The following is a 24,727-nucleotide window of genomic DNA, read 5'->3' as shown; positions in this document are numbered from 1 at the left end:
CAGCCTCTTTTTTCTTATTTAGATAACATCAATGATTGCTGAGTGAAGATTTTCTCAACATCTTTTTGAGTATAAGCAGGGAAGTATTCACCGCCGCCTACTTTCGCAATTGCGTTCAGCTGGCCTTTGTATCCCTCTTTATAATCAAAACCGATCACATTAACAGTAATATTGTCTTTATGCAGTTCTTTTGCTGTTTTAATTGGATTTCCTCCGCACGTTTCCTCACCGTCTGTCAACAGATACACTACTTTTTCCCCTTTAGTATCAAGCTGGTCGAAAGAAGATTTCGCCTCGTTCAGCGCTTTGGCAATTGGCGTCCAGCCAGTCGGCCCAATTGCATTGAGAGAATTGAGGAAGCTTTGCTCGTTAAAGCTTTGGAAGCCGTATACGTTACGGATGGATTCACAAGATTGAACCTTTCCGGAATTTTTATTGTTTCCTTCTGAACCAAACACACTCATTTTCACCTGAGTTCCTTCCGGCAGTGAGCTTGCAAACTTAGAAATTTCTTTTTTAGCTGAATTAAATTTAGATACACCGTCTATTCTTTTCGCCATACTTCCGCTGGCATCAAGCAAGACTGCAACGTTTGCCGGAGCTTCAGCCTCCGGTTCTTTCTTTTCAGCCGCAAAAGCAGGTGAAGTTAATCCAAATAGCAATCCTGTCATCATGATCAGTGAAAATCTTTTCTTCATGTTCGTACCCCTTTACAAGTTTGTTTCTGCGTGCAGATGTTCAACGCTGAACATAACTTATCGTAATCGACAAAAACAGAGAAATAAATAGGGCGGGCTTCCCCATTGCTGTTGTTTACTTTTGCATAGAAACCTTTGTTTTTATTAGTGATTTCCGCCTAACACTACTATGAAAAAAGAAGATTGTCGGCCTTTCGGCTTTCGTTATATGAGTCTGTCGAAGTCTGTCGATACATGTGGATTACTTTACCACAATCTCAAAGTCATAAATCAGGAAAAAGGGCCTTGTCGCTCTAAAGACTGTCAGGAGCTTCTCTAAACAGTTTTAACCGTTCTTAGATAAAAGACATTCAGGAACAGAAAAAGACGCTCATTGAGCGTCTTTTTTACTTCTTCGCCATATATTTATTCAAAAACGAATCTGCGTCTGAAATTTGTGTGCCTTGGTAATAATACTTCACAATTTGATCAACCGTTTTGCCTTCTTTCGCCATAAAATTCGCGCCATATTGGCTCATCCCGACACCGTGGCCAAATCCTTTCGTCGTGACTGTAATCGTGTCTCCGTTTCGCTCCCATACAAAATCGGCTGAATTGAGGCCCAGCTTTTCACGGATGTCTCTACCTTTCAGCGTCTTGCCGTTAATAACGGCTGTTGCGACCTGGTGGCCCGGCGTCTCTCCGGTAATCTTTCCGACTGTGCCAGACCCATCCAGCTTGACGCCAAGCTTTTGCTCAAATTCTGAGGCTGTAAAGGTTTTCGTTGCCTTATATTTCGGAGACTTTTTATCCCATGAGCTTTTGACGCTTTTTAAATATGGGATGGCACTTGTCCAATAGGCTTCTGCGTTTTCAGTGTAGCCGTTGCTTGTGGAGAAAAAAGAGGCTTCAATCGGCTGGTTGTTGTACGTTAAAATTCTGCCTTGTGTGCTGGCTACCGCATCTGTGATTTTCTTCAGTTTTCCCTCATAGCTCGCGCCCCACTGTTTTTTCAGCTCCGCTTTGCTTTTATACACCTGGAACATCTGTGTATCATCCACCAGCGAGCCTTTAGGAGCCTCCACTGCTGAATTTGAGACCATCAGTCTGACAATAAACGTTCTGGCGGCGAGAGCCTGGGCTTTCAGCGCTTCAGATTCAAAGGTTGCCGGCATTTCGGAGGCGACGACTCCAATGACATACTCTTCAAGCGGAATGTCTTCTACGGATTGATTTGCGGTTCGATAGACGGGAATAGAAACAGGCGATGCTTTCAACGTTTCCGCTCCTTTTGATGCTGGTTTCGTGCTGACTGCTGTCTTTCCTGATTCTACGCTGGCCCCCGCTTCTTTGTTATGCTGGAACGGAATGACCAAGAGTGTGGGAATCAAGAGAATCAATGCACATAGTACAGATAGTGTGATTACGAATTGTTTCATATTCAGCTGCCTCCTGCTCGGGATTCGACTCTAGTCTAGTCTATGGGCAGGGACAAGCTAATATGACTCTCGTTTTGGACAGAAACTTTATTTGTCATTTACGTATTCTTTTTTGCTATTTTGCGCATAATGATGATAATACACTAAAAATAAAAAACCAGTATGCCAGAATGACATACTGATTTTTAGGTAAGTTTATGCGTTTAAGTCAGAAACGACTTCTTTGTTCTCTTGCTCAGAAGCAGACTCATCATTTACACGTTCGATGTCTGCGCCAATAGCTGCAAGCTTCTTATGGAAATCAACGTAACCGCGGTCTAAGTGCTTCAGTTCAGTAACACGTGTATGACCTTCAGCCACTAACCCCGCAAGAATCAGCGCTGCACCTGCACGCAAGTCAGTCGCTGCAACTTCAGCTCCCTGAAGCTGTACAGGGCCATTAATGATGACAGAACGTCCTTCAATCTTGATATCGCCATTCATACGGCGGAATTCTTCCGCATGCATAAAACGGTTTTCAAAAACAGTTTCTGTAATCATGCTTGTGCCGCTTGCACGAAGCAGAAGCGCCATCATTTGTGACTGCATATCAGTCGGGAAGCCCGGGTGAGGCATTGTTTTAATGTCGATCGGTTTGAGTTCTTTCGGGCCGATGACACGAAGGCCTTCACCTTCATCCTTAATCGTTACACCCATCTCTTCCATTTTGGCAATTAAAGAAGTGAGGTGTTCAGGAACCGCTCCTTTAACTAATACGTTTCCTTCAGTGATTGCAGCAGCAACCATAAATGTGCCCGCTTCAATGCGGTCAGGAATAATATGATGTTTTACACCGTGAAGCTTTTCGACTCCTTCAATTTTGATGGTGCCGGTGCCAGCTCCGCGGATTTTTCCGCCCATGCCGTTGATATAGTTTGCTAAATCAACGATTTCGGGTTCTTTCGCCACGTTCTCCAGCGTTGTTGTTCCTTTAGCTAGAGCGGCTGCCATAATCAGGTTCTCTGTAGCTCCTACACTTGGGAAGTCCAGATAGATTTTTGCGCCTTGCAGACGGCCTTTTACTTCAGCTTCGATGAAGCCATTGCCGACTTTGATTTCTGCGCCCATTGCTTCAAAACCTTTTAAATGCTGATCGATCGGTCTGGAACCAATTGCGCATCCGCCTGGAAGCGCAACTCTTGCATGACCAGTACGCGCAAGAAGCGGCCCCATGACAAGCACGGACGCACGCATTTTACGTACATATTCAAAAGGTGCTTCAGTTTGCAAAGCGTATGAAGCATTTACAGTCACTTCATTATTTTCAAAATGCACATCTGCTCCTAAATGACGCAACACTTCGTTAATTGTATATACATCGGAGAGCGTAGGTACATCACAAATTACGCTTTTTTCTTCACTTGCTAATAAAGATGCAGCGATAACAGGTAAAACGGCATTTTTAGCGCCTTCAACTTTGACTGTGCCGTTTAACTTTTGACCGCCGCGGACGATGATTTTTTCCAAGGTATTCCCCTCCGCGTCCCTAAATTCTCTATATTAATATTCAGTCGTAACGATTGGTGTGCCAACCGTAACGGTATGTTTTCCGCCCATTCCTGCACTTCTAAGTGCAATTTGCAAATTCATTTTATGTTTCGAGGTCATGATGTACTCTTTCCACTCATCTGTAAACGCAGAAATAGAAACGAAATTTGGCTCAACTACATGTTCAACAGATCTTGCTTGAAATTCATTTAATAACTGATTTGCTTTTTTTTGCAAAACAATATTCATATTATCATCTAAATGACCATTTAGACAAGTAAAAACAACTACTTTTTCTTGGAATATCCCGAGTGTCTCCCGTTCAAACTGTTCATATGTATCATTCCAGCTATCCGGTGTCTTAAGACTCATTTGCTCATATAGTAAATACGAAGTTGGGTTGTGTTTTTTGAGGGTTGTGACAAACTGTAGTCTAAAAGAAGTGTGATTTTTTTTGTCAGTATACGTTCCAACTGCCTTTACGATTTTATCTTCCTGTGCAATCGCCCAATCATATTGACGATACTCTGATTTTAAACGTTGCACTTTTTGATAAAATTCTTTTTCGGTCAGCGACATGTTTTGTTTTGCATGCAATGCCCACTTATCTATTGACACATCTTGGCGTTCCATCCCCTCTGCCATTTGTGCTAACGGCGTTAACTCACTCGCATGAATGGTATGGAAAACAGCAATGACGAAGCTTAACATTACGGATATGATAATGGCGTGGCTTACTTGTTTTTTCTTCATGTTCATCTCTCCCCCTTATCCCCAGTTTTACCGGAGGCAAGAGGCGCCATACGTAAAAATCTTCGTCAAAACTCGCGTTATACGCTTCAACCCGCTTCCCAAACCATTCCCGTGATTATAATGTTCAAAACCTATTAAAATAGGTAGGGAAGCTGCTGTGAATAATTGAGGTAATCTAAAAAGAAATTCGCAACAGTCGTTCCAATAGCAATTGTCAGTAAAATCATCAGGAGTCTTGCCTGCACGACTTTGCCTTTTTTAATTAACGGATCGATATTGACGGCTTGCAACGCCCACCAAGTCACCGCTATAAAAATCAGATGAACGACAATACCAATTGCAGCCTGCTGTCCCAATACACTCATCTATTCCACTCCTTTCATCCTTTCTCCGCGTTTATACCCTTTCTTATTATATAAGAAGCACGGATAAAGATGATACATTTTATACAGAACGGAATAATCAGCCAAATCTAGGGTTAATCCCCACTTAAAGTGCGATTCTTTTACATGGTATACTTTATTGGAAAGGAGCTGGCAAATGTGAATCATTCTTTTTTTCAGCCTGAAGAGCAATACGGTGAGAACCTGCCAATTTTTGAACAGGAATGGGAAGCAATTGCATTCTATTATGATTATAGACAGTCACAGATTGAAGAACTGAATGAATTGTGTCAGTTTTATAACATTTCTCTTACCTATACGAGAGAAAGCCTTGAAGAGCTTGAAAACCTTTATTTTCAAAGTATACAAGAGCTTTTGCTTGCTGATTGGAATCTTCCTATTGAAGAATTCGAGAAAATGATCAGTGTTTATCTTATAGATTGCGTGATTGCCCAACATGAAGATGCTGAATGGATCGTAAAGCCTTACCCATACACAGACGGCGCTTATACAATGGGCTTTAGAAGACATCACAAATCATGGCATACAATGAATTGCTGTGATCGTTTATACTTGCAGCAAAAAGAGGATAAGCCGCTTCTGTCGCTGTTTGATTCTCTTGTGTGTTCATAAAAAAATCCTTCTCATACATGAGAAGGATTTTTTCTTATTTCCCTGCTACATCCAATCTGTTCAAAGCCCGCTGTAACGCAAGCTCAGCCCGACGAATGTCAGTATCATCTGATTGAGAATTCAAACGCTCCTGCGCCCGCTGACGTGCAGCTGCAGCGCGCTCTTTATCAATGCCTTCCGCTGTTTCAGCAGCCTGGGCAAGGATGGTAACCTGATCAGGACGGACTTCTACAAATCCGCCGCTGACCGCAACCAATTCAGTCTGTCCGTCTTTTTTCAGACGGACAGCGCCGATTTTAAGAGGAGCCACGGTTGGAATATGACCTGGCAAAATACCGAGATCGCCGCTTTCGGCTCTCACGCTCACCATTTCGATATCCGCATCGTATACTGGGCCGTCGGGAGTAACGATATTGACTTTAACGGTCTTCATGCTTTTACCCTCCTAGGACCAGATTAAACTTCTACACCCATTTCTTTTGCTTTCTCAACAACTTCTTCGATACGGCCTACAAGACGGAACGCATCTTCAGGAAGATGGTCGTATTTGCCGGCTAAGATTTCTTTGAAACCTTGAACCGTTTCTTTCACAGGCACGTAAGAACCTTTTTGTCCAGTGAACTGTTCAGCCACGTGGAAGTTTTGAGAAAGGAAGAACTGAATACGGCGTGCGCGTTGAACGACAAGCTTGTCTTCATCACTCAATTCATCCATACCGAGAATCGCAATGATATCTTGAAGCTCTTTGTAACGCTGAAGCGTTGACTGTACTTCACGGGCAACTGCATAATGCTCTTCTCCAACAATTTCAGGAGCAAGGGCGCGTGATGTAGAAGCCAACGGATCAACCGCAGGGTAAATACCCATCTCAGTTAACTTACGCTCAAGGTTTGTTGTCGCATCCAAGTGAGCGAACGTTGTTGCCGGCGCCGGGTCAGTGTAGTCATCGGCAGGCACGTAGATCGCCTGGATAGATGTAACTGATCCAACGTTAGTAGACGTGATACGCTCTTGAAGCTGACCCATTTCTGTCGCAAGCGTCGGCTGATAACCAACCGCTGAAGGCATACGGCCAAGAAGGGCAGAAACCTCTGAACCTGCTTGTGTGAAACGGAAAATGTTATCGATGAAGAACAGTACGTCCTGTCCTTGTTCATCACGGAAGTGCTCAGCCATTGTAAGACCTGTCAAAGCAACACGCATACGTGCGCCCGGCGGCTCGTTCATTTGTCCGAATACCATGGCTGTTTTGTTGATGACGCCAGAGTCGCTCATTTCGTAGAAAAGGTCGTTCCCTTCACGAGTACGCTCTCCTACACCGGCAAATACAGAGATACCGCCGTGCTCTTGCGCGATGTTGTTGATTAATTCCTGGATTAATACGGTTTTACCTACACCGGCACCGCCGAACAATCCGATCTTACCGCCCTTGATGTAAGGAGCAAGCAAGTCAACAACTTTAATACCTGTTTCAAGAATTTCAACTTCTGTTGAAAGCTGATCAAATGAAGGCGCCTGTCTGTGAATCGGATCCTTTTTCGCATCCGCAGGAACTGGCTCATTCAAATCAATATTTTCTCCGAGTACGTTAAATACACGGCCAAGTGTTACATCACCAACCGGTACTGAGATTGGCGCTCCTGTATCTACAGCTTCCATTCCGCGCTGAACACCGTCCGTAGATGCCATTGCGATTGTACGGACTGTATCATCACCTAAATGAAGAGCGACCTCAAGCGTTAAATCAATACCTACTTCGTTTTCACTTGCAGCTGGCTGTGAAATTTTAATCGCATTATAAATTTCAGGCAAATGACCGTCTTCAAAACGCACGTCGACGACCGGTCCTAATACCTGGCTAACGCGTCCTTTCTTCATCGCTATCCCTCCTGACAAAATCTTTCTATTCTAAAGCGGCTGCTCCGCCGACAATTTCCGTAATTTCTTGTGTGATGGCTGCTTGGCGAGCGCGGTTGTAAGAAAGCGAAAGTGAATCGATAAGTTCCTTCGCGTTGTCTGTCGCGTTTTTCATCGCCGTCATTCTTGCTGCATGCTCACTTGCTTTACTGTCAAGAAGCGCACCGAAGATTAAGCTTTCTGCATATTGAGGAAGCAAAACCTCCAGAACCTCCTCTTCAGACGGTTCAAATTCATAAGACGCCGTTCTCTTTCCGCCGCCGCTGCCCAAATCAGATAACGGCAGAAGTTTTTTCTCCGTTACTTCTTGAGAAATGGCGCTGACAAAATGGTTATAAACAAGGTGCAATTCATCAAACGCCCCGTCTATAAACATTTGGATCGTTTGTCGGGCAAGATCCTTAATTTCTGTAAACGTTACTTCATCTCCAAGTCCTGTTAACTCGGAAATGATAGGAATCTCACGTTTCTTAAAGAAATCACGGCCCACTCTTCCGATGACGATTACCGCATACTCATCCTTAGATTGATGACGTTCTTGCATGGCCTGATAAGCACTTCGTAAAACCGAACTGTTAAAAGCGCCGGCAAGACCGCGGTCAGACGTAATGACAAGGTATGCTGTCTTTTTCACTTCTCTGCTGAGAAGCATCGGATGTTTCACGTTGCCGGAAACTCTCCCGACATTTGACACAACCTCTTGGATCTTATCCATATATGGCACAAATGATTTTGCATTGTTTTCAGCACGATTCAGCTTAGCCGCAGATACCATCTGCATGGCTTTTGTAATCTGACTCGTTTTTTTCGTTGACGTGATCCTTGACTTAATATCGCGTAATGAGGCCAAAGATTTCACCACCTTTTCTCTTCATCTGCGTAAAAAGAGAGAAAAAGAGAACCTTTTTCTCTCATCAGCATTCGAGTTAGTTGCTTGGTGCAAATGTGCGTTTGAAGCCTTCGATTGCAGCTTTGAAGTCTTCATCAGCAGGAAGGTTTCCTGTTTTCGCAATTCCATCAAGCAGTTCTTTATGGTTTTGGTCAAGGTACATGTAGTACTCTTCTTCAAAACGTCTGATATCCGCTACAGGAATATCATCAAGATATCCTTTTGTCAGCGCATAAAGAATGGCTACTTGCTTTTCAACCGGAAGCGGCTTGTTCAGATCCTGCTTCAGCACTTCAACTGTACGCGCACCGCGGTTCAGTTTCGCCTGAGTCGCTTGGTCGAGGTCAGATCCGAATTGAGCGAATGCTTCCAGCTCACGGTATGATGCAAGGTCAAGACGCAAAGTTCCTGATACTTTTTTCATCGCTTTGATTTGCGCTGAACCGCCGACACGGGATACAGACAATCCGGCGTTGATCGCTGGACGTACGCCTGAGAAGAACAAATCAGATTGCAGGAAAATCTGTCCGTCGGTGATGGAAATGACGTTCGTCGGAATATAAGCAGAGATATCTCCGGCTTGTGTTTCTACGAACGGCAGAGCTGTAATTGATCCTGCGCCTTTCGCGTCACTAAGCTTTGCTGCACGCTCAAGCAGACGGGAATGAAGGTAGAATACATCCCCAGGGAACGCTTCACGGCCTGGCGGACGGCGAAGAAGCAAGGACAGCTCACGGTAAGCAGCCGCTTGTTTAGAAAGATCATCGTATACAACAAGAACGTGCTTGCCGTTGTACATAAATTCTTCTGCCATTGTAACCCCTGCATATGGAGCCAGGTACAGAAGCGGTGCCGGCTGTGACGCAGACGCCGTTACAACGATTGTATAATCAAGCGCGCCGTGCTTACGCAATGTTTCTACTACGCCGCGGACTGTTGATTCTTTTTGACCGATCGCAACGTATACGCAGATCATGTCTTGGTCTTTTTGGTTAAGGATCGCATCGATCGCAACAGAAGTTTTACCTGTTTGACGGTCACCGATGATCAGCTCACGCTGGCCGCGGCCGATTGGAATCAGTGCATCGATCGCTTTAATACCCGTTTGAAGCGGTTCATGAACGGATTTACGGTCCATAACGCCTGGTGCAGGGCTTTCGATCGGACGTGTTTTGCTTGTGAGGATCGGGCCAAGTCCGTCTACCGGCTGACCTAATGGGTTCACAATACGGCCGATTAGTTCCTCACCGACAGGAACCTCCATGATGCGGCCTGTTCTTTTTACTTCGTCTCCCTCACGGATCTCACTGAAAGGTCCTAAGATGACGATACCTACGTTTGATTCTTCAAGGTTTTGAGCCATACCCAAAACACCGTTTGAAAATTCGACAAGTTCACCGGCCATACAATTGTCAAGGCCGTGTACACGAGCAATACCGTCACCGACTTGGATGACTGTACCTACGTCTTGAACTTCAATATCAGATTGATAATTTTGTATTTGCTGTTTTATCAGCGTGCTAATCTCTTCAGCTTTGATGCTCACTTAGGTTTCACCCCTTCTATCGATTTTCCCCGGCTAGTTGACGTTCAATGCGCTGAAGCTTTCCGCTTACGCTGCCGTCAAAAATCCGGTTACCAATGCGGACTTTAATGCCGCCTATTAAATCCGTCTGCACTTCATTTCTGATTCTCAGTGAAGCGACTCCGGCTTTTTTTGCAAACACTTGTGATAATGATAAAATTTCTGCATCCGTCAGCGGTTTCACTGAATATACGGTCGCGTCTTCTATTTGACGAGCCTCATTTGCGAGTTTGATAAACTCATCTGTGAGCTCAGGCACAATCGTGGCACGATGGCGGTCAATCAAAAGAAAAATCGTATTGAGCACGGACTGCGACAAAGAGCCAAATGCATTTTGAATCAGCTCTTTTTTCTTCGCAGCCGGCACCTTCGGATGGTTTAACACGTCATTAAACGCTTTTTCATTTTGAAACACTTGTTTTACAACGGTTAGCTCTTCTTCAACTTGATTCAGCTGAGCGGACTCATTGGCAATATCAAAAAGAGCTGACGCATATCGTTTAGAGACAGCTGATCCACTCATCGGCTTTCTCCTACCTCTTTAAGATAGTCCTGGATCAATTTCTCTTGAGCTTGTTCATCCAGTTCTTTTTCGATCACTTTCGACGCAATCATGACAGAAAGAGACGCTACTTGCTCGCGGAGAGCAGAAACCGCCTGTTCTTTTTCCTTCACGATTTCAGTTCTTGCTGCTTCTTTCAGACGTTCAGATTCTGCACGTGCAGCCTGAATAATCTCTTCTTTTTGCTTATCTCCCAGTTTCTTTGCGTTTTCGATAAGAGTTTGGGATTCCTGTCTTGCTTCTTTTAAAAGAACGCGCTGCTCTTCAATCAGCTGCTGCGCTTCTTTATTTTTTTCTTCAGCAGACGTAATTTCTCCAGCGATGTGGTCTTCACGCTGTTTCATTATGTTTAATAGCGGCCCTAAAGCGTATTTCTTCAGAAGCGCTAATAAGATTAACATAGCTAACAGTTGGAACAGGATATCTCCGCCGTTAAACGAAAATCCTAGTTCAAGTGGTAATTGAGACATCTACTACGGCAACTCCCTTCTGCAGGTTTTTCTTTGCTGATCCAGCAGCCGCACTTGTCTCTTTTCAGCCGGCAAGGCGGGATGCTTATCAGACATAAAGCAATGGCGAAGGTTCTCTTGGAATGATCTTCGCCATTTTTAGTTCATATAAGGCTTTTATGCTTAGCCAAAGAACGCTAAGAATGCGATAACGACAGCGATAATAGGAAGGGCTTCAACTAATGCGATACCCATGAACATAAGAGTTCTAAGTTCTTTACCTGCTTCCGGCTGACGGGCAATCCCCTCTACCGTACGTGAAACAATCAAACCGTTACCAATACCTGCACCAAGTGCACCTAAACCAATTGCAATCGCAGCTGCTATTAAATTCATGAAAAAGTTCCTCCTTTAAAATGTTATCCGTTTGGATATAATGTTTTAATGATCATGACTGATTTTATGAGACATGTACACCATCGTCAGCATTGTAAAGATAAACGCTTGGATGGCACCTATAAATAAACTGAATGCTTGCCATGCCAGCATTGGCAGAATGGCGCCGATTGTACCAACAAGACCGAGAGCCACGCTTTGTGAGTAATGGCTTGTCGCTAATCCCGCAAGCAGGCCGAGAAGAATCTCACCGGCGAAGATGTTACCATAAAGCCGCAAACCGAGAGTCAGCGTATTCGCAAACTCTTCAATGATTTTCATCGGGAGCATGAATGGAACAGGTCTTAAATAGTCTTTGGAATATTCCTTGAGCCCTTTCATCTTCACACCATAGTAGTGAGTTAAAGCAACAACCATCACGGCTAGCGTTAATGTAATGGCAGGATCGGCTGTCGGAGATTTCCACCAGAGCTCATGTCCGATTGTAATAGAGAACGGCAGCCCCAGCATATTCGACACAAATATGTACATCAGCAATGTGACACCAAGTGCCAAGAAGTTAGCCCCTGTTTTCAAATCCATTGTACTGCCGATAATATTGCGGACGAAATCCACAACCCATTCCATAAAATTCTGGGCTTTTCCGGGACGGATCGAAAGCGTTCTTGTCGTTAATATAGCAATCAATAAAACAATTACACTCGCCACAGTAATCATCAGAATGTTTGTCAGATTAAAAGTAAGACCTAGAAATTCAATAGTTCTGTATTCATGATTCAAAGGGTTTTCACCTCTCTTCCATTGATGAACGTTTAAGCTGGATAAAGGAATCTATCATAATGACAGGGTATATTGTCATTAATCCAATAATTGTACTTGCCATATGAAAATGCTCGGGATTTTTATAGGCAACAGCGGCAGCAAGAATCGCATTGCACCACCGCGCTGCGCTCCCAAGAGATCGTATGGACTTCCCTTTCTCAACGGCTCTGTCAAAAGCGTTCATTCTCCTGACGAGCAGTAAAAAATTAAACAAACTGAAAACAGTTCCCAGAATAAGGCCTAAAAAAACGGTTTTATACGCTGTTAAACCATAACCCAGTACATACACTGCCAAAATGAACAATAGATATTTACGTTGTCTGCTAAATGTAAGCTTGGGATCGTCCATCAATTATCTGTCTCCTGATGAAAAAATAATGTATAGCTTAGATACGGCATAAATCAGCGGTTAACCCTAGTAGAAGACCTTTTTTGACCGGCAAAACGGGCCTGTTCGAAAAAATCATTCATCCGCAAGCCTTGCAAGGATGCTGTTTCATTCGCTTAAATAAATCCTCATAATACGGGTTTACTGAGAGGATTTACATTGAGGATGAGGACTATAATGAAAGCTATGAAAACCTTCTCATAATACCCTCGTTTAGCATACAATAGCCCCTAACATGTGTCAATCTGTTTAAAGTTAAAAAACTTTTTATACTGTACGCCTCCACAGAATGTTCACATTTTCACCTATAATTGTATACAAATTGACCGAATAGCAAATAACTGGATAAAAAAAGAAAACCCTTTTTGGGGGTTTTCTTTTTTTATTTTGTTCCAAACATACGGTCTCCCGCGTCTCCGAGACCTGGAACAATATAACCTTTTTCATTTAGTTTTTCATCAAGTGCCGCGATGTAAATATCCACGTCTGAATGATGCTTCTGCAATTCTTCCACACCCTCCGGTGCCGCTACAAGACACATGAAACGAATATTTTTCGCACCGCGCTTTTTGAGGCTGTGAATGGCTTCAACTGCGGAACCGCCTGTGGCCAGCATCGGGTCAACCACGATGAATTCACGCTCTTCCACGTCAGAAGGAAGCTTGACATAGTATTCCACGGGTTTTAAGGTTTCAGGATCACGGTACAGGCCGACATGTCCCACTTTTGCTGCAGGAATCAGTTTTAAGATACCGTCAACCATTCCTAATCCCGCTCTGAGGATAGGAACCACTCCAAGTTTTTTCCCTGAGATGACTTTCGATTTCGCAGCCTGAACCGGTGTATTGATATCCACTTCTTCTAAAGGAAGATCGCGGGTAATTTCAAACGCCATAAGAGTGGCTACTTCGTCTACAAGCTCTCTAAAATCTTTCGTACCTGTATTTTCATTCCGTATATATGTCAGCTTGTGCTGAATTAAAGGATGATCAAATACATAAACCTTTCCCATACTGTGTTTCAGCTCCTTTTTTATTGTCCCATCAACAATTACACACTTCTATTGATTCTACAAAAAAAGACATGGAGTTTCAAGAACATCGTCAAAAAACCCGCCGGGCATTGGCCCGAGCGGGTTTTAGGATCTTAGTAATTTAATTCTTTATATAGAGGAAATTTGTCAGTCAGAGCAGCTACACGCTGTCTCGCTTCTTCTAGTTTTCCTTCATCTTCGTGGTTTTTCAATGCAAGCCCAATGATGGCACCGACTTCATCCAATGCGTCTCCGTCAAAACCGCGGCTTGTCACAGCAGCTGTACCAAGACGGATACCGCTTGTTACGAAAGGTTTTTCCGGATCGTATGGGATCGCGTTTTTGTTAGACGTAATACCGATTTCATCAAGCACGTGCTCCGCAACCTTACCAGTCAGTCCGAGAGAACGAAGGTCAACAAGGATAAGGTGGTTGTCAGTTCCGCCTGAAACGAGCTGGATGCCCTCTTTCGTTAACGCTTCAGCCAGGCGTTTTGCATTTGAAATAACGTTTTGTGCATATGTTTTGAAATCGTCCTGCAATACTTCGCCGAATGAAACTGCTTTTGCGGCAATAACGTGCATCAGCGGGCCGCCTTGAATTCCAGGGAAGATCGATTTATCAATTTTCTTGCCGAACTCTTCACGGCAAAGGATCATACCGCCGCGAGGTCCGCGAAGTGTTTTATGTGTTGTTGTTGTCACGAAATCAGCGTAAGGAACCGGGTTCGGATGAAGGCCTGCCGCAACAAGTCCTGCGATATGCGCCATATCCACCATGAAGTAAGCGCCGACTTCATCAGCAATTTCACGGAATTTTTTAAAGTCGATTGTACGAGGATACGCACTTGCTCCTGCTACGATAAGCTTCGGCTTATGAGCGAGGGCTTTTTCACGCACGTCATCGTAATCAATATATTGAGTTTCTTTATCTACGCCGTACTCAACAAAGTTATATTGAACACCACTGAAGTTGACTGGACTTCCGTGTGTTAAATGGCCGCCGTGGGAGAGGTTCATCCCAAGTACAGTATCGCCTTGCTCCAAAATCGTGAAGTACACTGCCATGTTTGCTTGTGCGCCTGAATGCGGCTGAACGTTTACATGCTCCGCTCCAAAGATCTCCTTCGCGCGGTCACGAGCGATATCTTCAACGACATCGACGTGCTCACATCCGCCATAGTAGCGTTTGCCCGGATATCCCTCAGCGTATTTATTTGTCAAAACAGATCCTTGTGCTTCCATAACCGCTTCACTTACAAAGTTCTCAGAAGCAATCAATTCGATCTTAGTCTGTTGGCGTTCACGCTCATTTTTAATGGCGTTAAACACTTGTTCGTCTTGCGCAGGTAAATGTTTCATCAGCGAGATCCTCTCCTATCCGTATCCTGTTCTTTGTTTTTACCACCACTATTGTACATGGTTTTTTAGGCCAATGTAAAAGATTATTTTTAAAAAATCAAAACTTTTATTGGTAAAAACGAATATTAATAACTTAAATTTAAATTAAAGTTCGGAATTTATTTTCTTCCTTAAAACAAAAGAAAAGACTGGCATGCAGTCCTTTCATTCGCACTCATAAACGGCCCGTACTCCGCCGATCAGTTTCGGCCGCGTACGCGCTAATGTCACATGGGCTGCACCTAGACTGTTTTGAGAGACTCGTACAGGGACAGCCACCGGCTTCAGATGCATGCCGATAAACGTATCGCCGATGTCTATCCCGGCATCAGCCTGAATGGTTTCGACAAGAACAGGAGACTTCATCTGCTTAAACGCATAAGAAGCCATCGCCCCGCCCGCTTTCGGAACGGGTACGGCAGAAACGGTTGGAAGCCTTAACAGCCGGGCCGTTTCTTCCTCGATGACAAGTGCTCTATTCAAATGCTCACAGCATTGAAACGCGAGATGGATTCCCGTTTTTTCCTTAAGCCCGGCAAGCCCGCTGTAGATGCTTTCCGCGATGTCTACATTGCCCGATGTTCCGATCCGGCTGCCAGCCACTTCGCTCGTGCTGCATCCAAGGACAAAGAGCTGATCCTGTTTCAATCCCGCTTGTTCCTGAAATTCAGACAGCATCCTATTCCACGTTTGCTTGATCTCATTCATTGAACAGCACCCCTACAGGTTTTTCTCTTCATAATCTGAGATTTTTCCAATACGGGTTTGATGTCTTCCGCCGGTAAACTCAGTGGTCAGCCAGATTTTCGCAATTTCCCGCGCCAAACCGGGGCCGATCACTCGTTCACCCATCGCGAGGATGTTAGTATCATTATGCTCTCTCGTCGCCTTTGCGCTGAATGTATCGTGCGCCAGCGCGCAGCGGATGCCTTTGACTTTATTGGCGGAAATGCTCATGCCAATACCTGTCCCGCAAATTAAAATCCCTCTGTCAACTTCGCCGCTAACCACTTTTTCGGCCACCGGAAAAGCATAATCCGGATAATCGACAGATCCGCTGCCACAGTCACAGCCCATATCAATATATTCAATTTGCAATTCGTCCATTAACTCTTTGATTTCATTTCGAATGTGAACGCCGCCATGATCCGATGCTATGGCTACTTTCATCTGCTTTTCCTCCCAGCGTGTGTGATACGGCCCCGCCCGCTATGTTGACCGCGCAGCCTGTCCGCTCTTTCATTCACACCATATGATGTGCTTTTCACTATATTCTACTCCTTCACGCAGGATTTGCAAATGACCTGTTTGCAGATTTTCTGACAACTTACCTGCCGTCTTTTTTCAGTTGTTTTGCCAGCTGCCGAAGAAGCTCTTCAAGCTCATCTCTCGTTTGTTTATAGATGTCAATTGAACCGCCGAACGGATCGATAACATCCCCATGGCTGCCTGTGGCATATTCTTTTAGCGTAAACACTTTATCACGATAACGTCCAAATTGGCTGGCAATGATCTGTTTGTGCTGATGGGTCATAGCCAGAATCAAATCAGCTGATTTCATATGTTCTTCAGTTAATGGAGAAGACACATGATTCAGGGCAATGTGTTTTTCAAACAGCGCTTCGACCGCTTGAGGCGTCGCTCTCCCATTAGGCGAAGCAAACACGCCTGCCGAGCGGACACTGACATTCAGCCCTTCCGTTTCTGCAATTGATTTAAAAAGCGCCTCAGCCATTGGGCTGCGGCACGTATTTCCAGTACAGACAAAAATAATATTCATGTCAGTCACCCCTTATTTTTCTCTATTATATATGAAGAAAAAAGAAACGGCGACTTCGTTTCTTTTATTGGTATATTAAATTGGCAAAAGCAACTTTAGGCCGAATACGATTAATATGATGCCCCCGAGCGCTTCGCTGTATGTGCCAAGCCATGACTGCACTTGTTTTCCGATCAGCAGGCCCAGCCATGTCAAAATCATGCTGAAAAGCCCGAACAGGGTAATGGTAAGGAGCGGATGTGATCCGTATATCCCCAAGCTCAAACCGACGGAGAAGCTGTCAAGGCTAACGCCGATGGCAAACAGCAATAAGCCCGGCCCTGTCGGCGACATGAATCGTTCTTCTGACTGTTTAAAAGAGGCCGTAAGCATTTGAACCCCCAGAACAAATAGCAGCGAACCCCCGATATAAACCGCTAACACACCGAAGAGCCCTGACAGCATGTTACCGGCCGCCATCCCCCCGAGAGGCATGATGACGTGGAAGAGGCCGATGATGAAACCAATATAGAATATCTGCTTTTTCCTGAGTTTGACCATGCCCATTCCGAGACCGACAGAAAAAGCATCCATCCCTAAAGCAAACGCCATGATGCTTAAAGTAATCAGTTCGCCTATGAACAAATCCGACATACATGAATAACCCCCTTGGACACGCCCCGCTTTTTTAGCCTATGCGTGTCCAAAAAGGGTTAGAACATCTGACTGTGTTCAGCGAATCACTCTTCCTCCGGCGGCTTTCATCAGCCTGTTCATAATGGCGAGACCCACGCCCGTGTCTGGAAAGGATTCCGCGATAATAAAATCCACCTTATTCTCATCGAAGCTGCGTAAAGCATCGTACAGCGCAGCCGCAACAGTCTCAAGCTGAGCCCGTCTGCCGCAGCTCTTCACATAATCAGCGGAATAAACACCCGCGTTTTCTTCTGTCGTCAGGACACCGACCCGTCTGCCGCCCTGTTGATATTCTTGAATGAGATGCTGAATGCGCTCTGGGCCGCCTTCGCAAATAGCAAGCGGCGCTGTCGGCGCATAATGTGTATATTTCATCCCTGGAGAAATCGGCTTCTCATTTTGATCGCTGAGTCCTTTATCCACAAGGATCGGCCCGATCTCCGCTTCAATTTGTTCTTTCGTAATGCCACCCGGGCGCAGGAGAACAGGGATGTCGCCTGCACATGAAAGTACGGTTGATTCGACCCCAATCCCAGTAGGGCCTCCGTCCATAATGCCAGCTATTCGGCCATCCAAGTCGTGAGCCACATGTTCCGCCTTTGTCGGACTTGGCTTGCCTGATAGATTGGCGCTAGGTGCCGCAATCGGCAAACCCGACTCGCGAATCAATGCTAGGGCAAGCGGATGATCCGGCATCCTAATGGCAACCGTTTCAAGCCCTGCCGTTACACGAGGTGAGAGCGCACCAGGTTTGCAAGGTAGAATGAGCGTAAGTGCTCCAGGCCAAAACCGTTTCATCAATGTTTTCGCCTTTTCGGGCGCCGGACCCGTTAAACCGTTCAGCTGACCGATGTCCGCAATGTGGACAATCAGGGGATTATCGCTCGGCCGCCCTTTTGCCTCATATATTTTTTTGACAGCATCTGTGTTTTTCGCGTTTGCGCCGAGACCGTATACCGTTTCTGTCGGGAACGCAACGACCTCATTTTCCCGAAGCAAAGCAGCTGCTTGTGCAATTTGTGGATCATTTGTGGATAACTCGCCAGTTACATCCACAAACCATCTTTTCGTTTTCATTTTCTGACCAAACTCCTTATTCACAACAATAAAACGATTGTTTTACGCGTGTAATCCTTTTGAAAGTATAAAAGATGTCCTGTAATAAAACAAGCGTTATCCACAAATTGTGGACAACGCTAATGAAGAAGTGGATAAGTATGTGTATAAATCACACTTATCCAGACGCTTTTTTCATCAAGACGGCCCCTTCGGTTTGCCGCGATTCACAGAAGTGATCAGAAGAAAACAGCTCTTCAGGTACGCTTTCAGCTGGTTCAAATCCCAGTGCCGCCAGAAAGTCAGCAGAGGAATGCTGGTTCGCTATTAAATATACTGTTTTGATCTGGTGCTTTTCGCACAGCAGCTCCATGCTCTGAAAGAGCGTCACGACATGGCCTTGGTGAAGCTTGTCCGATATCACAAGTGATCGCAGCAGCCCTTGATCACAGCTTATTTTTTCAATTCCGAGACATCCGGCAATGTTTTTCTCGCTGTCCTCCAGCATAAGAAACTGGGTGAAGCCTTCTTTCACGCCTTCATGATTGGTTTTCGCCTGTTTTAAAAATTCCTCGAGCACGTCTCCGTCTTTTTCCCTTGCCACCCGCAGTTGATAAAACATCCGTTCACCCCGTTTTTGCATTCTTTCTTCCAATCTATGAGGCAAATCTATTTTTAGACCAGGTGTTTAGGAAAAAAGGTCGGAAATCCATTCGACTAAGAAGAATTTCACTTCTGTGCCGTCTTCCTTCTCTTCTTTCTCTGCTTTTTTGGCTTTTTCCGCTTTAGCGGTTACGTCCTCAAGCACTTTTTCAGTCTGCTTTTTTGAGGCTTCTTTATCTTCTTGTTCTTTGACGGCTTCCCCATTAGAAAAATCGAGAAAGCAGAGCGGCGGGAACAGCACACACCACCAGTTGGCGCCATCGCCGTTTCCAAGCGTAATCAGAATCGCTTCATACTCACCAGCCGGATATACCATGTTGCCGTAAAGCTTTGTCGGAAATGAGATTTTGTCAAAATCAACGGATATCGATTGGTTCGCTCCTTCTTTCTCCATTGTTTCCTTTGCAATTGCTTTGATTTCAGGGAGCTTTGAGCGAATCACACGCCGTGCTTCTTCAATAGAAGTAATATCTTTTACCCAAGTTGTGATTTCTTTATTCACTGCGTCTCTTATATGACGTTTTAATTGCTGATCTTTGTCACTGTCGCTATTTGCTAATATTCTCAGGCGAATCGCCTGATCCGGTATGACCACCGGCTGATTTTCTGATCGCTGTGCCGTCTCTTCTTTTGCCAGCCCTACAAGCGCTCCGGATAATAAAAGAAAGATATATATACATATGATTACTGTTTTTTTCATCAGTCCCCACCGTTCCTCTCCGTGCTTTGTTTCTAGCCCTATTATGGACAAGGAGAGCCTAAGGTAAACGTACAGGGTGAAAAAAATCTAGCAAGCTGTTAATCTAATTTATGGTACGATAGTGTTTTAGGAGGTTTAAGATGAAATATAATTATACAGTGCTGTTATCAGCATTCACGATGTCGGTTCTTTATTCGATTATCTATATTCATTCATTTATCATTGCCGCTGTCATCACGATGGCATTTTATTTTCTGTTTCCTTATTTGGTATTTGCGCTGCCGCTTCAATTCATGATGAATAAAAAACCGAAACGGTTCAGCCCTTTGTATCTGCTGTATTACCTTATTGCGGCTTTTATTGCCAACGCAATCATTTTCGGCGTGTTGCAGCCTTCGGGACAATCTCTGTTTCAAAATACAGCCTTTTACATCTTCGCTGTATTAACAGCTCTTGTCTATTGGATATGGGATTCTGTTTTACTGCAAAAAAAGGAAGCCTAAAGAGGCTTCCTTTTTCATTAAAACAAAACCGTCAGCAAATAACATAGAATAGAAGGTATCGCCGCAACAAAGAAAGCAGCCGCCATTTTCAAGCGGGCTGTACGGCCTTCTTTGGTTTCTGAATGGTAGTTTGCCCGCTGATCGCTTCCGCTTACAGCCAAACCCGATGTGATGATCGCAAGCCCAATCAAAACGAGAGACGCAACGCCAAACAGCGTTTCATATGAAAGAGCCTGCGGAAAAATAGTGCCAACCATGCTCTCAATCGCAATGAGCAAGATTCCTGCTGCCAGGGCTTTTTTCATCTTTTACATCCCCTTTGCCGGTGTTAACACAGCTTGATTCATCAACTCGCCAGCAAGCTGCTTATATATCTTTATGAATCACGGCGCATATGGTTCTGTCTTTTCCGTTAATATCTTTCAGCACTTCCACTTCCGCACCCTTAAACGCCTTGAGGATCAGCTCTTTGACCGCTGCACCCTGTTTCCATCCGATTTCAAAAACGACAAACACTTTATCCTTCATGACAAGCGGGAGGTCTTCCATAAACCGCTTATAGAATTTCAGCCCGTCTCCGCCATCGGTGAGAGCGTGCAGCGGCTCATGAAAACGGACAATCTCTGATAGATCAGCCATTTCTTCTTCTGAAATATAAGGAGGATTCGAGACGACAATATCCGCTTTTTTGCCTGCCTTAATAAAAGGCTCAAGCAGATCGCCCTGATAAAAGCCCACATCTGCTCCGAGCGTTTCCGCATTGGCGGAGGCGACTTGCAGCGCCTCTTTCGAGATATCGACAGCCGACACAGAAAAGTTTTTGTTTTCAAGCGCAAGCGTGACGGCTATCGCGCCGCTCCCTGTACCGACGTCAACGACTTCGAGCCTGCTGTCTTCAGAAAAGACATGCCGATATTTTTCAAGCAGATGATAGACAACCTCTTCTGTTTCCGGCCGCGGAATCAGCACATCATCATTCACCATAAATTCCCGTCCGTAAAAAAACTCTTTTCCGATAATGTACTGAACCGGCACGCCCTCTTTATGCATCTCAACGTGACGCTTAAAGCGATACAGTTCGTCTTCGCCAATCGGTTCCTGTAAGCTGGCGAGCAGCTTGCTTCTGTCCATTCCGGTATCATAAAGCAAAAGAAGCTCGGCCGCATTTTCTTCTCTTCCCGCTTCGGTTAAATAAGAAGAAGCCCATTTCAGGGCTTCAAATATCGTCTTCATCTTAACCTTCCGACTGCTGAAGCTTGCTTGCCTGATCTTCAACGATCAGCGCTTCAACCACTTCGTCAAGTTTTCCTTCAAGAATCTGATCAAGCTTTTGAATCGTCAGGCCGATTCTGTGATCCGTCACACGGTTTTGCGGGAAGTTGTATGTGCGGATACGTTCAGAGCGGTCACCTGATCCGACTGCTGATTTCCGTGTTTGATCATATTCAGCCTGGGCTTCCTGCTGAAATTTATCGTAGATTCTGGCACGGAGAACCTTCATTGCTTTTTCTTTGTTCTTGATTTGAGATTTTTCATCCTGGCACGATACAACAACACCTGTCGGCAAGTGCGTCAGACGAACGGCAGACATTGTTGTGTTAACGCTTTGTCCGCCCGGTCCGCTTGATGCAAACGTATCAACACGGATATCCTTCTCATGAATGTCAACCTCTACCTCTTCTGCCTCAGGAAGACATGCTACTGTTGCAGTAGATGTATGGATACGGCCGCCTGATTCTGTTTCAGGAACACGCTGTACGCGGTGGGCGCCGTTTTCATATTTGAGTTTAGAATATGCGCCGCTTCCCGTAATCATAAAGATGATCTCTTTGTAGCCGCCCGTTCCGGTTACATTCGCTTCCATGACCTCTGTTTTCCAGCCTTGCAGCTCGGCATAACGGGAATACATTCTATACAGGTTACCCGCGAATAAAGCGGCTTCCTCGCCTCCCGCAGCTCCGCGGATCTCCATGATAACGTTTTTGTCGTCATTAGGATCTTTCGGGATCAGGAGCACTTTCAGGCGTTCTGACAGTGTTTCCGTTTCCTTCTGAAGTTCAGAAATCTCTTCCTTCACCATGTCGCGCATCTCAGCGTCCAGCTTCTCTTCAAGCATCGCTTTTGCATCAGCCAGCTGTTCTGACGCATCTCTGTATTGTCTATATACGTCAACTGTTTCTTGTATATCAGATTGCTCTTTTGAATATTCTCTTAGCTTTTTCGGATCATTTACTACTTCTGGATCGCTTAAAAGCTCATTTAATTTTTCGTATCGTTCTTCGATTGACTTTAAACGGTCTAACACGGTCTTCACCTCTGTTTTCCTGTGCGTAACATTCTCATTATAGTATAGTGCTTACCCCCAGTCAAAAGCATTTCAATCCCAGCTGGAAAAGCCTTCTCTGCTATACTGGGAATCAAGGAGGGATGATGTTGCTGAAATCCATACATCATATTGCAATCATATGTTCAGATTATGAAAAGTCGAAAGCTTTCTACGTACATAAGCTCGGTTTTCAGGTGATTCAAGAAACGTACCGCGAAGACCGCGGTTCCTATAAGCTTGATTTGTCACTTAACGGCTCGTATGTCATTGAGCTGTTCTCGTTTCCCGATCCGCCCGCACGCCAAACACGGCCTGAAGCTGCAGGCCTGCGCCACCTCGCCTTCACAGTCGGCAACTTGGATGAGGCCGTTCAGGAGCTTCATGAAAAAGGAATCGAAACAGAGCCGATCAGAACAGATCCGCTGACCGGAAAGAGGTTCACCTTCTTTTTTGATCCTGACCAGCTTCCTTTAGAGCTGTATGAACAATAACGGTTTTTGAAGAAAAAAAGGAGATACCCACTTTCTTTGCCGAATCTTTTCTTGTTTTGTCTAACAAGAAGGGAACCGCATTCTATGGTCGAATACCTAGCTAAAAAGGAGGTATGGGATCATGAATACAAATATGGTAGCAAGTGAACTCGGCGTCTCCGCAAAAACGGTGCAGCGATGGGTGAAGCAGCTGAATCTTCCGGCCGAACGCAATGAGCTCGGGCACTACACGTTCACTACAGAAGACGTGAAGGTTCTAAAATCTGTTCAAAAACAAATCTCTGAAGGCACGGCGATTCAAGATATTCATGTGCCGCAAAGCACTAAAAAGCGCACAGGCTTCATTGTCCAAAAAACAAATGGCGATACAGAACGACGAATCGAACAGCTCGAACAGAAGCTGGACACCCTATTACAGCAAAGGCAGGACGAAACTGAACTGCTGACAAGGATTTCGGAACTGGAACGCCAGCTGAAACAAAAAGCCGATGAGGGTGTATCTTATCAGCTGCTTCAGCACCGCAGAGAAATTGATGACATCCTTGCAGACCTGCAATCACTGACCTCACAAATGAAAGAATTCACCGCTCAGCCGATCCCCGAGACTGCTGCTGCTTCTGAAAAAACCAAAACAAGAAAAAAACCGCTGCTATCACTGTTCAAATTTCAAACCTAAAGCAAAAAGCTCCCCGTAAAGGGAGCTTTTTTGATTACGCAGTAAGCGCGATAATGATCGGAAGTGAAATCAATGACAGAATCGCACTGATCACAAACGCAGAAGCTGTTTCTTCCTCTTGTTTCTCGAAACGAGTCGCAATCATGGCCGCAACAGCAGAACCTGGGAATGCAACAAGAAGGATCGCTTTTGTTGTTTGGTCAGCTGGAAGTCCGACTGCAAGAGCAATCAGGAACATTAACGCAGGCTGAACCGCAACTTTGAGTAACGCAATACCAAATGCCGGTACGCTGAGTTTGATACTGCGGATACCAACGGTAACACCGACAGCAAAGAGAGCAACACCAGATGTTGTGCTTCCAAGCTGATCTAGCATTTTAACACCCAGCTCAGGAAGAGTGACCCCGCAAAGCACTAAGATCATACTGATTAACGGAGCAGCTGCAAGCGGCTCAGAAAGACCGTGCAGGATTGATTTTCCTGTCATCTTCCAGAAGCTGTCGCCGCCCTCTTCGTTTTTCTTAGAAGACTCACCAACAGTAGCAACAATAATCGCAAGCGGATCAAGAATCGCATTAACGACGATACCTGTAACCGCGATCGGAATCGCAACCTCTTGCGCACCGAACAAGCTTCCCAGTACAGGAATACCCATAAATGCGAATGTCGGCTGTGCAGAGTTCAAAGAAAATACGGATGAGTTCGTTAAATCATATTTAAACACAAATCTGCAAAGCAATAAAATAACGATATAGAAACCAACAATCCCAATAGTTAAAGAAACCATTAATGGAATTTGAGATAAAAATTCACTTCTGGAAGTTGTCAAAATACCAGCGATAAAGTGAGCTGGAAGTGCGTATTTCGTTACTAACGTACTTACCCCTTTTGCCGACTTGGCATCATAACTTCCAAAATGTCCTGCAAACCAACCCAGCACGATAACAAAGAAAATCGGCGCCAGGAGGATTAAGATATCTAAGATGCTCAAAATATTCTCCTCC

31 protein-coding genes are annotated in these 24,727 nt (G+C 44.8%); 4 read left to right on the top strand and 27 right to left on the bottom strand.

All coding sequences use genetic code 11. The features are described 5' to 3' along the window. Nucleotides 1–14: 14 nt before the first annotated feature. The 5 genes from AC0C66_RS10535 to AC0C66_RS10515 form a co-directional block, all read right to left on the bottom strand. A complete protein-coding gene (locus AC0C66_RS10535; RefSeq protein WP_014115494.1) occupies nucleotides 15–698 on the bottom strand; it encodes a vWA domain-containing protein in 684 nt (227 codons plus the stop codon). A 386-nt stretch (nucleotides 699–1,084) separates the two neighbouring features. Next, entirely contained in the window at nucleotides 1,085–2,116 is a 1,032-nt protein-coding gene (gene spoIID, locus AC0C66_RS10530) for a stage II sporulation protein D (RefSeq protein WP_014115495.1), read from the bottom strand. A gap of 195 nt (nucleotides 2,117–2,311) precedes the next feature. Next, nucleotides 2,312–3,622, bottom strand: a complete 1,311-nt coding sequence (murA, locus tag AC0C66_RS10525; protein ID WP_461845770.1) for a UDP-N-acetylglucosamine 1-carboxyvinyltransferase — start codon at nucleotides 3,620–3,622, stop codon at nucleotides 2,312–2,314. Between the two features lie 33 nt (nucleotides 3,623–3,655). Continuing rightward, nucleotides 3,656–4,396 carry a YwmB family TATA-box binding protein gene (locus AC0C66_RS10520; RefSeq protein WP_461845771.1) on the bottom strand — a complete coding sequence of 247 codons (741 nt, stop codon included), beginning with the start codon at nucleotides 4,394–4,396 and terminating at the stop codon, nucleotides 3,656–3,658. A gap of 134 nt (nucleotides 4,397–4,530) precedes the next feature. After that, on the bottom strand, nucleotides 4,531–4,761 hold the full coding sequence (locus AC0C66_RS10515) for a DUF1146 family protein (RefSeq protein WP_003221879.1): 231 nt from the start codon (nucleotides 4,759–4,761) through the stop codon (nucleotides 4,531–4,533). A 177-nt stretch (nucleotides 4,762–4,938) separates the two neighbouring features. On the opposite strand from AC0C66_RS10515, the gene AC0C66_RS10510 reads away from it, so the two are divergent. Further along, nucleotides 4,939–5,412 carry a hypothetical protein gene (locus AC0C66_RS10510; protein WP_461845772.1) on the top strand — a complete coding sequence of 158 codons (474 nt, stop codon included), beginning with the start codon at nucleotides 4,939–4,941 and terminating at the stop codon, nucleotides 5,410–5,412. A gap of 34 nt (nucleotides 5,413–5,446) precedes the next feature. Here AC0C66_RS10510 and AC0C66_RS10505 read toward each other — a convergent pair whose 3' ends face one another. The 18 genes from AC0C66_RS10505 to spoIIR form a co-directional block, all read right to left on the bottom strand. Continuing rightward, complete coding sequence (locus tag AC0C66_RS10505) at nucleotides 5,447–5,845, bottom strand: F0F1 ATP synthase subunit epsilon (protein ID WP_003221882.1); 399 nt, start codon at nucleotides 5,843–5,845, stop codon at nucleotides 5,447–5,449. A gap of 23 nt (nucleotides 5,846–5,868) precedes the next feature. Beyond that, entirely contained in the window at nucleotides 5,869–7,290 is a 1,422-nt protein-coding gene (atpD, locus tag AC0C66_RS10500) for a F0F1 ATP synthase subunit beta (protein ID WP_003221884.1), read from the bottom strand. 25 nt (nucleotides 7,291–7,315) lie between these two features. Further along, nucleotides 7,316–8,179, bottom strand: coding sequence for an ATP synthase F1 subunit gamma (gene atpG / locus AC0C66_RS10495; protein ID WP_003235766.1), 864 nt, complete (start codon nucleotides 8,177–8,179; stop codon nucleotides 7,316–7,318). 76 nt (nucleotides 8,180–8,255) lie between these two features. Continuing rightward, the gene (atpA, locus tag AC0C66_RS10490) at nucleotides 8,256–9,764 is read right to left on the bottom strand and encodes a F0F1 ATP synthase subunit alpha (RefSeq protein ID WP_014115501.1); all 1,509 of its coding nucleotides are present in this window, start codon (nucleotides 9,762–9,764) and stop codon (nucleotides 8,256–8,258) included. A gap of 16 nt (nucleotides 9,765–9,780) precedes the next feature. Continuing rightward, nucleotides 9,781–10,326, bottom strand: coding sequence for a F0F1 ATP synthase subunit delta (locus AC0C66_RS10485; RefSeq protein WP_114151122.1), 546 nt, complete (start codon nucleotides 10,324–10,326; stop codon nucleotides 9,781–9,783). Then, nucleotides 10,323–10,835 carry a F0F1 ATP synthase subunit B gene (gene atpF / locus AC0C66_RS10480; RefSeq protein WP_003235774.1) on the bottom strand — a complete coding sequence of 171 codons (513 nt, stop codon included), beginning with the start codon at nucleotides 10,833–10,835 and terminating at the stop codon, nucleotides 10,323–10,325. Before atpF ends, AC0C66_RS10485 begins: the two co-directional genes overlap by 4 nt. 162 nt (nucleotides 10,836–10,997) lie before the next feature. After that, complete coding sequence (gene atpE, locus AC0C66_RS10475) at nucleotides 10,998–11,210, bottom strand: F0F1 ATP synthase subunit C (protein ID WP_003151167.1); 213 nt, start codon at nucleotides 11,208–11,210, stop codon at nucleotides 10,998–11,000. A gap of 45 nt (nucleotides 11,211–11,255) precedes the next feature. Next, a complete protein-coding gene (gene atpB, locus AC0C66_RS10470; RefSeq protein WP_003221896.1) occupies nucleotides 11,256–11,990 on the bottom strand; it encodes a F0F1 ATP synthase subunit A in 735 nt (244 codons plus the stop codon). A gap of 7 nt (nucleotides 11,991–11,997) precedes the next feature. Then, the gene (gene atpI / locus AC0C66_RS10465) at nucleotides 11,998–12,381 is read right to left on the bottom strand and encodes an ATP synthase subunit I (protein WP_372402244.1); all 384 of its coding nucleotides are present in this window, start codon (nucleotides 12,379–12,381) and stop codon (nucleotides 11,998–12,000) included. A 421-nt stretch (nucleotides 12,382–12,802) separates the two neighbouring features. Then, nucleotides 12,803–13,432: a uracil phosphoribosyltransferase gene (gene upp / locus AC0C66_RS10460; RefSeq protein ID WP_003227670.1), complete on the bottom strand. Its 630-nt coding sequence runs from the start codon at nucleotides 13,430–13,432 to the stop codon at nucleotides 12,803–12,805. A gap of 134 nt (nucleotides 13,433–13,566) precedes the next feature. After that, nucleotides 13,567–14,814, bottom strand: coding sequence for a serine hydroxymethyltransferase (gene glyA / locus AC0C66_RS10455; RefSeq protein WP_114151121.1), 1,248 nt, complete (start codon nucleotides 14,812–14,814; stop codon nucleotides 13,567–13,569). Nucleotides 14,815–15,018: 204 nt separating this feature from the next. Next, the gene (locus AC0C66_RS10450) at nucleotides 15,019–15,561 is read right to left on the bottom strand and encodes a TIGR01440 family protein (protein ID WP_461845773.1); all 543 of its coding nucleotides are present in this window, start codon (nucleotides 15,559–15,561) and stop codon (nucleotides 15,019–15,021) included. 12 nt (nucleotides 15,562–15,573) lie between these two features. After that, nucleotides 15,574–16,023 (bottom strand): ribose 5-phosphate isomerase B, encoded by a 450-nt coding sequence (gene rpiB / locus AC0C66_RS10445; protein WP_003221910.1) that lies wholly within the window; start codon nucleotides 16,021–16,023, stop codon nucleotides 15,574–15,576. Nucleotides 16,024–16,180: 157 nt separating this feature from the next. Next, complete coding sequence (locus AC0C66_RS10440) at nucleotides 16,181–16,633, bottom strand: low molecular weight protein arginine phosphatase (RefSeq protein WP_014115508.1); 453 nt, start codon at nucleotides 16,631–16,633, stop codon at nucleotides 16,181–16,183. Between the two features lie 75 nt (nucleotides 16,634–16,708). Continuing rightward, nucleotides 16,709–17,266: a manganese efflux pump MntP gene (locus AC0C66_RS10435; protein ID WP_072182996.1), complete on the bottom strand. Its 558-nt coding sequence runs from the start codon at nucleotides 17,264–17,266 to the stop codon at nucleotides 16,709–16,711. 78 nt (nucleotides 17,267–17,344) lie between these two features. Continuing rightward, nucleotides 17,345–18,385 carry an L-threonylcarbamoyladenylate synthase gene (locus tag AC0C66_RS10430; protein WP_061186486.1) on the bottom strand — a complete coding sequence of 347 codons (1,041 nt, stop codon included), beginning with the start codon at nucleotides 18,383–18,385 and terminating at the stop codon, nucleotides 17,345–17,347. A gap of 157 nt (nucleotides 18,386–18,542) precedes the next feature. Then, nucleotides 18,543–18,986, bottom strand: a complete 444-nt coding sequence (locus AC0C66_RS10425; RefSeq protein WP_041521205.1) for a GNAT family N-acetyltransferase — start codon at nucleotides 18,984–18,986, stop codon at nucleotides 18,543–18,545. 66 nt (nucleotides 18,987–19,052) lie between these two features. Then, on the bottom strand, nucleotides 19,053–19,727 hold the full coding sequence (spoIIR, locus tag AC0C66_RS10420; protein ID WP_041521093.1) for a stage II sporulation protein R: 675 nt from the start codon (nucleotides 19,725–19,727) through the stop codon (nucleotides 19,053–19,055). A gap of 140 nt (nucleotides 19,728–19,867) precedes the next feature. Between spoIIR and AC0C66_RS10415 the strand changes: the two genes are divergently transcribed. Next, nucleotides 19,868–20,230 carry a UPF0715 family protein gene (locus AC0C66_RS10415; RefSeq protein WP_014115512.1) on the top strand — a complete coding sequence of 121 codons (363 nt, stop codon included), beginning with the start codon at nucleotides 19,868–19,870 and terminating at the stop codon, nucleotides 20,228–20,230. Nucleotides 20,231–20,247: 17 nt separating this feature from the next. Here AC0C66_RS10415 and AC0C66_RS10410 read toward each other — a convergent pair whose 3' ends face one another. From AC0C66_RS10410 to prfA, 3 genes are all read right to left on the bottom strand, one after another. Next, entirely contained in the window at nucleotides 20,248–20,535 is a 288-nt protein-coding gene (locus tag AC0C66_RS10410) for a DUF5316 family protein (RefSeq protein ID WP_014115513.1), read from the bottom strand. A 61-nt stretch (nucleotides 20,536–20,596) separates the two neighbouring features. Beyond that, on the bottom strand, nucleotides 20,597–21,463 hold the full coding sequence (gene prmC, locus AC0C66_RS10405) for a peptide chain release factor N(5)-glutamine methyltransferase (protein ID WP_061186488.1): 867 nt from the start codon (nucleotides 21,461–21,463) through the stop codon (nucleotides 20,597–20,599). A gap of 1 nt (nucleotide 21,464) precedes the next feature. Continuing rightward, a complete protein-coding gene (gene prfA / locus AC0C66_RS10400) occupies nucleotides 21,465–22,535 on the bottom strand; it encodes a peptide chain release factor 1 (RefSeq protein WP_003227645.1) in 1,071 nt (356 codons plus the stop codon). Between the two features lie 125 nt (nucleotides 22,536–22,660). Here prfA and gloA2 point away from each other — a divergent pair, with 125 nt between their 5' ends. Both gloA2 and racA read left to right on the top strand, forming a co-directional pair. Beyond that, on the top strand, nucleotides 22,661–23,047 hold the full coding sequence (gloA2, locus tag AC0C66_RS10395) for an SMU1112c/YaeR family gloxylase I-like metalloprotein (protein ID WP_014115515.1): 387 nt from the start codon (nucleotides 22,661–22,663) through the stop codon (nucleotides 23,045–23,047). A 121-nt stretch (nucleotides 23,048–23,168) separates the two neighbouring features. Then, nucleotides 23,169–23,723 carry a chromosome-anchoring protein RacA gene (racA, locus tag AC0C66_RS10390; RefSeq protein ID WP_090556999.1) on the top strand — a complete coding sequence of 185 codons (555 nt, stop codon included), beginning with the start codon at nucleotides 23,169–23,171 and terminating at the stop codon, nucleotides 23,721–23,723. 34 nt (nucleotides 23,724–23,757) lie between these two features. On the opposite strand, the gene AC0C66_RS10385 is transcribed toward racA, so the two are convergent. After that, a complete protein-coding gene (locus AC0C66_RS10385) occupies nucleotides 23,758–24,714 on the bottom strand; it encodes an AEC family transporter (protein WP_072183002.1) in 957 nt (318 codons plus the stop codon). Between the last annotated feature and the right edge of the window lie 13 nt (nucleotides 24,715–24,727).

The sequence above is a fragment of the Bacillus sp. VA13 genome (genome assembly GCF_055710085.1).
The sequence above is the reverse complement of the archived record's forward strand: the minus strand, read 5'-3'. Positions and strand labels throughout refer to the sequence as shown.